The organism is Streptomyces sp. NPDC058051, assembly GCF_042885475.1.
GTDB lineage: Bacteria > Actinomycetota > Actinomycetes > Streptomycetales > Streptomycetaceae > Streptomyces.
On sequence record NZ_JBHVRW010000062.1, the window covers coordinates 1 to 4,677 of the forward strand.

Genomic DNA, 4,677 nt, shown 5'->3' on the forward strand with positions numbered 1-4,677 from the left:
TCGGTGCGGGTGCGTTCGCGGCGGGAGAACGCTGCGGTGGACGCGCCATGGGTGCTGCACGCGGACGGTGTCCTGGGCGTCACGGCCGGGGCCGTGTCGGACGTCGATCTCAGCGCATGGCCGCCGCCGGGGGCGGCCACCGTGCGGACGGACGACGCCTACACCTTGCTCCAGAAGCAGGGTTACGCGTACGGGCCCGTCTTCCGGGGCCTCAAGGCGGTGTGGCGACGGGGCGACGACGTGTTCGCCGAGGTCGAACTGCCCGAGGCGGCACACGGCGACGCCGAGCGCTTCGGCCTGCACCCTGCCTTGCTCGATGCGACCATGCATGCCCTGGGCGTCGGGGAGGACGTCACGGGCGACGAACCGACAGAGCTTCCCTTCTCCTGGACCGATGTCACTCTGCATGCTGCCGGTGCCCGCGCGCTGCGCGTGCGGCTTTCCCCGCAGGGCGTGAACAGCCTCTCGCTGACGCTGGCTGACCAGGACGGCGCCCCGGTGGCCACCATCGGCGGACTCACGTTCCGTCCGGTGTCGGCCGAGCAGTTGGGCGCTTCGCGCACCCAGGGCGCGCTGCACGAAGTGGTGTGGCGTCCGCTGGCGGGTGCGGGTGCGGGTGCGGGTGCGGGTGCGGGTGCGGGGGCTGGTGTGGGTGTGGTGTGGTCGGGTTGGGGTGAGTTTGTGGGGGGTGGTGTGGTGTCGGGTCCGGTGGTGTGTGAGGTGGATGCGGTTTCTGGCGGGGTTTCTGGTGCTGGTGCTGGTGCTGGTGCTGGTGCTGGTGCTGGTGCTGGCGTTGGCGGTGGTGGTGGTGTGGTGGTGGGTGTGCGGTCTGTGGTGGGTGGGGTGTTGGGTGTGGTGCAGGAGTGGTTGAAGGATGATGGTCGGGGTGGGGGGTGGCCGTTGGTGGTGGTGACGCGTGGTGCGGTGGGTGTGGGTGGTGGTGTGGGGGTGGATGTGTGTCAGGCGCCGGTGTGGGGTTTGGTGCGGGCTGCGCAGGCGGAGCATCCGGGTCGTTTTGTTTTGGTGGATGCGGATCCGGGGGTTGAGGGTGTTGATGGGGTGGCTTTGGGGGTGGCTTTGGGTTCGGGTGAGCCGGAGGTGGCGTTGCGGGGTGGTGAGGTGTTGGTTCCGAGGTTGGTGGAGGTCCCGTCGGATTCGGGTTCTGGGGATGCGTTGGCGGGTGTGTTGGCGGGTGTGGGTGAGGGTGTGGTGTTGGTGACGGGTGGTTTGGGTGGGTTGGGTGGTTTGGTGGCGCGGCATTTGGTGGAGGGTGGGGTGCGGCGTTTGGTGTTGGTGAGTCGTCGGGGGTTGGGGGTTGCGGGGGCTGGGGTGTTGGTGGATGAGTTGGTGGGGTTGGGTGCTGAGGTGGTGGTGGAGGAGTGTGATGTGTCGGATCGTGGTGCGGTGGTGGGTCTGGTGGAGCGGTGGGGTGGGGATCTGGTGGGTGTGGTGCATGCGGCGGGTGCGGGTGACAACGGGTTGATTGGTTCGATGGATGCGGGTCGGTTGGATGGGGTGCTGGGTGCGAAGGCGGATGGGGCGTGGTATTTGCATGAGGCGACTCGTTCGTGTGGTCTGGGTTTCTTCGTGATGTTCTCGTCGGCGGGGGGTTCTGTACTGGCGGCGGGGCAGGCGAACTATGCGGCGGCGAATGTGTTCCTGGATGCGTTGGCGGTGCAGCGGCGCTCCGAGGGTCTGCCGGCCACTTCTCTCGCCTACGGCCTGTGGGATGTCGCCACGGGTCTCACCGAGAACCTCGACGAGGATGTGCGCCTCATGGCCGCCCGCGGGCTGCCCGCGCTCGAACCGGCGGATGCGCTGAGACTGTTCGATGCCGGGCTGCGCTCCGGGTCTGCGGCACTGGTGCCGCTCGCCGTGGACGTACCGACGTTGCGCAAGAAGGCCGACGGGCTACCGGCACTGTTGCGCGACATGGTGCGCGCCGAGTCCCGTTCCGTCGTGCGGAGCCGTACGAAGGGATCGGACCCCGCCGCGCTGATCGAGCGGCTGACGGCGCTGAGCGGCGAGGACCGGGAGCGGGCCCTGCTGGATCTGGTGAGGAACCATGCCGCCGCCGTCCTCGGTCACAGCGACGCCGGCGCGGTCGCTGCCGAGCGGGGCTTCCTCGACATCGGATTCGACTCGCTGACCGCCCTGGAACTCAGGAACAGGATCAATGCGGTCACCGGCTGCCGGCTCGCGCCGACCCTGATATTCGACTACCCCTCGGCCGCCGAACTCGCTGCCCATCTGCGGCACACGCTCTTCGGCGCCGACACCCCACAGGATGACCTGAGCACGGCGACCGCGGACGAGCTGTTCGACATTCTCGACGGTGGCGCCGAGGCATCGGTATGAGCCTGGACCGAGAGGATGAGGAGCCGGAGTGCTGAACCAGATAGTCGTCGTGGGCGCGGCGGCCGCCGGACTGACCGCGGTGGAGACACTGCGCGCCAAAGGATACGAAGGCGGCCTGACCCTCGTAGGTGACGAGATCCATCCGCCTTACGACCGGCCGCCCCTGTCGAAGGAGTTGCTGAGCGAAGGCTGGGAGCCCAGGAAGACCTGGCTGCGGCAGGAGGACGTGCTCGGCGCGATCGACATCGATCTGCGCCTGGGCTGCCGGGCCACCGCGCTGGACCAGGCCACGCGGACCATCGCGCTGTCGACCGGCGAGCGACTGCCGTACGACGCGGCGATCATCGCGACCGGGCTCCGGCCGCGGCGGCTGCCGTGGGGCGAAGGCGTGCGGAACGTCCACGTGCTGCGTTCGCTCGACGACGCGGTCCGGTTGCGCGAGGCGCTCGCGGCCGGTCCCCGCGTCGCGGTGATCGGTGCGGGTTTCCTCGGTGCGGAGATCGCCGCCACCGCCCGCGAGGCCGGACTCGACGTCACCTTGATCGACACCAACGCCACACCGCTCGAACGGCAGGTCGGCCCCGAGGTCGGCGCCCTGGTCGCGGAACTCCACCGTGACCACGGTGTGCGGCTCGTCCTGGGCGCCGGGGTGGCGGGCCTGGCGGAGAAGAACGGCGCCGTGAGCGCCGTCCTGCTGTCCGACGGCACCTCGGTCGACGCCGACCTCGTCGTCGTCGCGATCGGCTCCGTGCCCGCGGTGGACTGGCTCGCCGGCTCAGGGCTGCGCCTGGACGACGGAGTGCTCTGTGATGTGTACTGCCGGGCCGCGCCCGGTGTGTGGGCGGCGGGTGATGTCGCCAACTGGCCGCATCCGACGATGGCCGGCGCCCGGGTCAGGCTCGAACAACGGACCAACGCCGCCCAGCAGGCGATGGCGGTCGTCGGCAACATCCTGGGCGGTGAGGCCGGGGCGAAGCCGTACAGCCCGGTGCCGTTCGGCTGGACGCACCAGTTCGGGGCGAAGATCCAGACGATCGGCTGGTGCCCGCCGGACGCCCGTACGGAGATCGTCAGCGGTTCGCCCGAGGACCGGGAGTTCGTCGCCGCCTACCACCGCGACGGGCTGCTCGTCGGGGCGCTCGGCTGGAACAGCGCACGTGGCCTGCGGCAGTGCCGTCTCCTGCTCGGCCGTCCGTCGGCCGAGATCGCGGCCACCGCGGCCGGCGTCTGACACTCCGGGACCGCGCGTGGTGCGGCTCCTCTCCCTCCGGATGCGGGGTATGTGCGAACATGCCCCGCATCCGCACCCGAGCCCGGTCGTCGACCGCCTCCCATGCCGGTGTCCCACCGGCTCCGCGTACGGGCGACCCCTCGGCGTATACGATGCTCTATGCGTGCGTGATACGCATGGGAAGACTTCCGATGAAGGCAGGCACAAGATGACTACTGACGAGGAAACGGGCAAGGGCACAGGCCTGCCGAACAGCATCGGGGTGCTGTGGGAGCTCCGGAACCGGGAGCAGCGCACGGCGAGGACCGGGCTCAGCGTGGAGCGGATCGTCACGGCGGCGATCGAGTCGGCGGACGCCGACGGTCTCGCCGGACTCTCCATGTCCCGCGTCGCCAAGAGCCTCGACTTCGGCACCATGTCGCTGTACCGGCACGTGTCGAGCAAGGACGAGCTGCGGCAGCTGATGCTGGACATGGCGTACGGCACCCCGCCTCGTATCGAGACCGAGGAGGGCGACTGGCGGGCCGGGCTGGAGCAGTGGGCCCGGGCGTTCCAGGAGGTCTTCCGCAGGCACCCCTGGATGCTGCAGATCTCGGTGAGCGGGCCGCCGCTGGAGCCGGGGCAGCTCAGCTGGCTGGAGTGCGGTCTGCGCACGCTCGGCGGCACCAGCCTCAGGCCGGACGAGAAGCTCTCCGTGATGATGCTGATGATCGGCTACGTACGGAACTACGTGCAGCTCTCGCTCGGGGTGGACGACGAGGACATCAGCGAGGCCGACCTGATGTCCAACTACGGCCGTATGCTGGCGAAGTACGCCGACCCGGCCACGTTCCCCGCCCTCACCGAACTGCTGGAAGCCGGTGTGTTCGAGGAGCCGGAGGACGACTTCACCTTCGGTCTCCAGCGTGTGCTGGACGGGGTCGAGGTGTTGGCGCGTATCCGCAAGGGCGAGAAGCCCCTCACCTGAGCCGCGCACATGACAGTGGGCCGGTTCCCCCGACCCGAAGGTGGGGGGAACCCCGCAGCCGCCCTGACCCGGGTGGAGCCGGTGAAGACGATCTTGGCGACGCCGGGGTGCTCGACCAGGG

General features: G+C 69.6%; 3 protein-coding genes. All 3 read left to right on the forward strand.

Features of this window, described 5'->3' with window-relative positions; translation table 11 throughout:
* A partial coding sequence (locus ACFVUT_RS37505; RefSeq protein WP_389661214.1) for a type I polyketide synthase occupies window positions 1-2,358 on the forward strand: 2,358 nt, incomplete at its 5' end.
* Window positions 2,359-2,386: 28 nt separating this feature from the next.
* A complete protein-coding gene (locus tag ACFVUT_RS37510; protein WP_389661216.1) occupies window positions 2,387-3,589 on the forward strand; it encodes an NAD(P)/FAD-dependent oxidoreductase in 1,203 nt (400 codons plus the stop codon).
* Window positions 3,590-3,797: 208 nt separating this feature from the next.
* Window positions 3,798-4,556 carry a TetR/AcrR family transcriptional regulator gene (locus ACFVUT_RS37515; protein ID WP_389661218.1) on the forward strand — a complete coding sequence of 253 codons (759 nt, stop codon included), beginning with the start codon at window positions 3,798-3,800 and terminating at the stop codon, window positions 4,554-4,556.
* The last annotated feature ends 121 nt before the right edge of the window (window positions 4,557-4,677 follow it).

What these genes read in the sequence shown, in the direction of transcription:
- ACFVUT_RS37515 (WP_389661218.1), top strand. Translation starts at nt 3,798, where the DNA reads ATGACTACTGACGAGGAAACGGGCAAGGGCACAGGCCTGCCGAACAGC.